At 67.1% G+C, this 5,258-nt stretch carries 5 protein-coding genes; 2 read left to right on the forward strand and 3 right to left on the reverse strand.

Features of this window, described 5'->3' with window-relative positions:
• The 3 genes from VDQ18_RS22645 to VDQ18_RS22655 form a co-directional block, all read right to left on the reverse strand.
• Window positions 1-625, reverse strand: a 625-nt coding sequence (locus VDQ18_RS22645) for an enoyl-CoA hydratase family protein (protein WP_323023122.1), incomplete at its 3' end; no start/stop codon positions are given.
• An 11-nt stretch (window positions 626-636) separates the two neighbouring features.
• Window positions 637-1,356 carry an SDR family NAD(P)-dependent oxidoreductase gene (locus VDQ18_RS22650; protein ID WP_323023123.1) on the reverse strand — a complete coding sequence of 240 codons (720 nt, stop codon included), beginning with the start codon at window positions 1,354-1,356 and terminating at the stop codon, window positions 637-639.
• Window positions 1,353-3,650 carry a bifunctional salicylyl-CoA 5-hydroxylase/oxidoreductase gene (locus tag VDQ18_RS22655; RefSeq protein WP_323023124.1) on the reverse strand — a complete coding sequence of 766 codons (2,298 nt, stop codon included), beginning with the start codon at window positions 3,648-3,650 and terminating at the stop codon, window positions 1,353-1,355. Before VDQ18_RS22655 ends, VDQ18_RS22650 begins: the two co-directional genes overlap by 4 nt.
• A 262-nt stretch (window positions 3,651-3,912) precedes the next feature.
• Between VDQ18_RS22655 and VDQ18_RS22660 the strand changes: the two genes are divergently transcribed.
• The gene (locus VDQ18_RS22660) at window positions 3,913-4,389 is read left to right on the forward strand and encodes a MarR family transcriptional regulator (RefSeq protein ID WP_323023125.1); all 477 of its coding nucleotides are present in this window, start codon (window positions 3,913-3,915) and stop codon (window positions 4,387-4,389) included.
• 126 nt (window positions 4,390-4,515) lie between these two features.
• Window positions 4,516-5,258: UbiD family decarboxylase (locus VDQ18_RS22665; RefSeq protein WP_323023126.1), on the forward strand; the 743-nt coding region annotated here is incomplete at its 3' end.

Genomic DNA, 5,258 nt, shown 5'->3' on the forward strand with positions numbered 1-5,258 from the left:
CGAAATTCGGCCCCTCGGCGATACGCGCGGCGAACTCGCCCGCCGTCGCCATCAGCTGATCGGGCTCGACCACGCGGTTGAAGAAGCCCCAAGCGTAGCCCTCCTCCGCCGACATCGAGCGACCCAGATACAGCAGCTCCGCCGCCCGGCCCTGACCGATGATGCGCGGCAGGATCGCGCAGGCGCCCATGTCGCAGCCCGCCAGACCCACGCGGTTAAAGAGGAACGCGGTCTTGGCCGACGGCGTCGCCACGCGCAGGTCCGAGGCCATGGCGATGATCGCGCCCGCACCGGCGCAGACTCCGTCCACCGCGGCGATGATCGGCTTGCCGCAGCCGATCATGGCTTTGACCAGATCGCCGGTCATCCGGGTGAAGGCCAGAAGCTCTTTCATAGTCATCCGGGTCAGCGGGCCGATGATGTCATGCACATCGCCGCCGCTGCTGAAATTCCCGCCGTTCGGCGCGAAGATCACAGCCTTGACCGTATCGTCATAGACCAGCCCCCGGAACCAGTCGCGCAGTTCCGCGTAGCTGTCGAAGGTCAGCGGGTTCTTGCGTTCGGGCCGGTCGAGCGAGACGGTGGCGATGCCATTCTCGGTGCTGAGAAGGAAGTGCTGGGGCATGGGTGCTCCTGTCAGATTTCGCCGCCCGAAAGGCTCAGCGCGTGTCCGTTGATCATGCGCGCCTCGGGCGAGGCGAGGTAGAGGGCGGCGCTGGCCACCTCGTCGGGGCGGATGAGCCCGCCAATGGGATTGCCGCTGGCGACCATCGCCTCGGCCTTGGCCCGGTCGAGGCCCTTCTTTGCCATCAGACCCTCGATGGCGGTCTGGGCCAGAGGGGTGTCGACGAAACCCGGACAGATCGCGTTGCAGGTGATGCCCTGCTTCGCCACCTCCTGCGCGACCGAGCGCACCAGCCCCAGCACCCCGTGCTTGGCCGAGGCATAGGCGGCGATCTGGGCGCCGCCCTTGAGGCTGGCGGTCGAGGCGATGGCGATCAGTCGCCCGCCCGGTTGCATGCCGTTCAGCGCCGCGCGGAAGGTGAGGAAGGTCCCGGTCAGCGTCACCGCCAGCGTGTCGTTCCATTGCGCCAGCGTGGTGTCGCGCAGCTTCGCCGCCGGGCCGCCGCCCGCATTGGCGATCACCACGTCGAAGGGCTGGTCGAACAGCGCCGCGACCTGCGCCTCATCCGTCACGTCGGCCTGACGGAGGGTCATGGTGAACCCGTCCGCCGTTTCCTGCAACGCGTCCAGACGGCGGCCGCAGATCGTCACGTCATCGCCCGCCGCCGCAAAGGCGCGGGCGATGGCACGGCCGATGCCCGACCCGCCGCCGGTGACCAGTACCCGCCTCATGCGCGCAGCGTTTCGGCTTCGCGGTCGGCCAGCCGCCAGGCCTGATCGCGCCCGTTGAGATAGGGCATCGGCCAGTCGGGCGCGGCGCGGTCGCCGATGCGGGTGGCCTCGTGCAGCGTCCAGTAGGGGTCGTTCAGATGCGGACGGCCCACGGCGACCAGATCGGCCCGGCCGGCCATCAGGATCGAATTGGCGTGGTCGGCCTCGGAGATGTTGCCGACCGCCATGGTGCGGATCCCGGCCTCGTTGCGGATCCGGTCCGAGAACGGGGTCTGGAACATCCGGCCATAGACCGGGCGCGCCTCGATGGTGGTCTGACCGGCCGAGACGTCGATCAGATCGGCGCCCGCTGCGGTGAACATCCGCGCGATCTCGACGGCTTCCGAGGGGGTCACCCCGGCGTCGCCGACCCAGTCGTTGGCCGAGATACGCACCGACATCGGCGTGCCTTCCGGTACCACGGCCCGCATCGCGGCGAAGACTTCCAGCGGCCAGCGCATGCGGTTCTCCAGCGAGCCGCCGTATTCATCCGTCCGCTGGTTCGACGTGGGCGAGATGAAGGACGACACGAGATACCCATGCGCCGCGTGCAGCTCGATCATATCGAAGCCCGCACGGACCGCCATTTCGGTGGAGGCGACGAATTCGGCCTTCACCTGATCCATCTCCGCCCGCGTGATCTCCCGCGGGGTGGCGTTGCGCTTGGACCAGGGCAGGGCCGAGGCACTGACCAGATCCCAGTTCCCGCTGTCGAGCGGCAGATCGATGCCCTCCCAGCCCAGGTTCGTGGAGCCCTTGCGCCCCGAATGGCCGATCTGACAGCAGATCTTGGCATCCGTCTCGGCATGGACGAAATCGGTCAGGCGCTTCCACGCGGCCTCGTGTTCCGGCGCATAGAGGCCGGGGCAGCCGGGGGTGATCCGGCCTTCGGGCGAAACGCAGGTCATCTCGGTATAGACCAGCCCGGCGCCGCCCTTGGCCCGCTCGCCGTAATGGATCAGGTGCCAGTCGGTCGGGCAGCCGTCGACGGCCTTGTACTGCGCCATGGGCGAGACGACGATGCGGTTCTTGAGCGCCATGTCACGCAGCTGGAAGGGCGCGAACATCGGCGCGCGCAGGGGTGCATCGGCCGGGGCACCGGCGTTGTCCTGGAACCAGCGCTCGGCGCTTTGCAGCCATGCCGGGTCGCGCAGGCGCAGGTTCTCGTGGCTGATACGCTGCGAGCGGGTCAGCAGCGAATAGTTGAACTGAACCGGGTCGAGATCGAGGTAGCGCTCGACCTCCTCGAACCATTCCAACGAGTTGCGGGCCGCCGATTGCAGGCGCAGCACCTCAAGCCGACGCTCGGCCTGATAGCGCTCGAACGCTGCTTCCATGGTCGGCTCGGAATGCAGGTAATCGGCCAAGGCGATGGCGGAATCGAAGGCCAGACGCGAGCCCGAGCCGATCGAGAAATGCGCCGTCGCCGAGGCATCGCCCAGCAGCACCACATTCTCGTGGTGCCATTTCTCGCACAGCACGCGGGGGAAGTTCATCCAGACGGCCGACCCCCGCAGGTGGTTGGCGTTCGACATCAGCGCGTGCCCGCCCAGATGCGCGGCGAAGACCTCGCGGCATTTCTCGACGATCTCTTCCTTCGACATCCCCTCGAAGCCGAATTTCTCCCAGGTGTCCTGAGCGCATTCGACGATGAAGGTCGCGGTGTCGGCGTCGAATTGATAGACGTGGGCCCAGATCCAGCCGTGTTCCGTCTTCTCGAAGATGAAGGTGAAGGCGTCGTCGAATTTCTGATGCGTGCCCAGCCAGATGAACTTGCAGGCGCGCAGCTCCACGTCCGGCTTGAACACCTCGGCATATTCCTGACGGACGCGCGAGTTGATGCCGTCGGCGCCGACCACCAGATCGTAATCCTGCCGGTATTCCTCGGCCGTCTTGAACTCGGTCTCGAAACGCAGCTCGACGCCCAGCTCACGCGCACGCTGTTGCAGCAGGATCAGCATCTGCTTGCGGCCGATCCCGGCGAACCCATGCCCGCCCGAGACGGTGCGAACCCCGTCATGCACCACCGCGATATCGTCCCAATAGGCGAAATGCGAGCGGATTGCCTCGGCGCTGGTGGGGTCGTTCTGCGCCAGATTGGACAGCGCGTCATCCGACAGCACCACCCCCCAGCCGAAGGTGTCGTTGGCGCGGTTGCGCTCGATCACCACCACCTCATGCGCGGGGTCGCGCAGCTTCATCGAAATGGCGAAATACAGGCCGGCGGGACCGCCGCCAAGACAGGCTACACGCATGGTTCGTCCCTCGCTCAACGCGGACATGGCGGGGCCGGGCCCCGGCAGAGGACCGGACCGACCCTCCGCTTCGGGACTCAGGAAAGCACCATTCGGGGCACGTTTCAACATTAAAGTTTTAAACTTGAAACTTTTCCCTCGACCGCCCTCTGCGACCATGACAAGGCTTGATCCGCGCGCGCGGGCGCTTAAACTTTCAGACTTGAAATAACCGCGCGGAAGCCCCCTCACCCGCCCCGCGACCCATGACCGGAGCTGCCGCATGACCGAGAGCCCTCTGCTGGACGCCGCCCCCGAACCGGCCCAGGACCCGCTGAGCAAACGCCGCCTCAAGGCCTGGATTAGGCTGCTGAACGTGACCCGGCAGGCCGAGAACCAGCTGCGCGAATATCTGCGTGTCAACCACGACACCACGCTGCCCCGCTTCGATGTGATGGCCGCGCTCTGGCGCAGGCGGGACGGGCTGAGCATGTCGGACCTGAGCCGCGCGCTTCTGGTCTCGAACGGCAATGCCACGGCCGTGGTCGACCGGCTGGAACGCGACGGGCTGGTGATCCGCACGCCGGTGGCCAACGACCGGCGCACGGTCCGCGCCACGCTGACCGACGAAGGGATGCGCGTCTTCGAAGCGATGGCTGCGGCGCATGAGCGCGAGGTGAACGGCCTTTTCGCCGGTCTCGACGCCGCCGATCTGGAGGCGCTGCGGGCCATCCTGCAGAAAGCCAGCGCCCAAGGCTGAAACGCGGCAGAATTGCCCGCAATCGAAAAGGAAATGTCCGATCGGTGAAGACCCGACGCTGGCCCCGCCCGGCCGGTTTCGCGTCTAATCGGGGCTGTTGAGATCCCGAACCGGAGCACCCGATCCATGCACAGCCTGCTGAAAACGCTCGAAGCGCGGGGCGAGTTGCGCCGCGTCGCCAAGCCGGTGGACCCGCAACATCAGCTTGCCGCCGTGACAAGGGCTGTGCAGCGCGCGGGCGGCGAGGCGGTGTTGTTCGAGAACGTGCAGGGCAGCGGCCTGCCGGTTGTCTCCAACATCTTCGGCAGCCATCAGCGGCTCTGCGACATGATCGGCACCGGCGAGCAGACCTTCTGCCAGCGCTGGATCGCCCTGACCGAGGCCTGCATCGCCGCGCCGCCCGGCAGCTTCACCCGCCCGGCGACCGAGGCCGAGGCGGGCGGTTTCATCTCCGGCAAACTGTCCGACCTGCCCGCGATCACCTGGCATGGGCGCGACGGCGGTCCCTATTTCACCAGCGCGATCTTCCTTGCCAACGATCCCGAGACGGGGGTGGCGAACCTGTCTTTCCACCGCTCGCAGCAGATCTCCGATCAAGAGTTGCGCGTCCGGCTGGGCGGCACCCACGACCTCGCCCGCTATCAGCGCGCCGCCGAGGAGAAGGGCGAGGCGCTGGAAGCGGCGCTGATCCTGTCCGCCCCGCCCGAGATCTTCCTCTCGGCCTGCGCCTCGCTGCCCTACGAGGCGTCGGAACTGGCGATGGCGGCGCAGATCCGGGGCGAGCCGCTGGCGATGCGGAAATGCGTGACCATCGACCTGGAGGTCCCGGCCAGCGCCGATATCGTCGTCGAGGGCCGCTTCCTGCCGCA

The organism is Pararhodobacter sp. (genome assembly GCF_034676075.1).
GTDB lineage: Bacteria > Pseudomonadota > Alphaproteobacteria > Rhodobacterales > Rhodobacteraceae > Pararhodobacter.

Excerpts from the sequence above, each read along its gene's own strand:
- VDQ18_RS22650 (WP_323023123.1), bottom strand. The coding sequence starts at position 1,356 with ATGAGGCGGGTACTGGTCACCGGCGGCGGGTCGGGCATCGGCCGTGCC.
- VDQ18_RS22655 (WP_323023124.1), bottom strand. The coding sequence starts at position 3,650 with ATGCGTGTAGCCTGTCTTGGCGGCGGTCCCGCCGGCCTGTATTTCGCC.
- VDQ18_RS22660 (WP_323023125.1), top strand. The coding sequence starts at position 3,913 with ATGACCGAGAGCCCTCTGCTGGACGCCGCCCCCGAACCGGCCCAGGAC.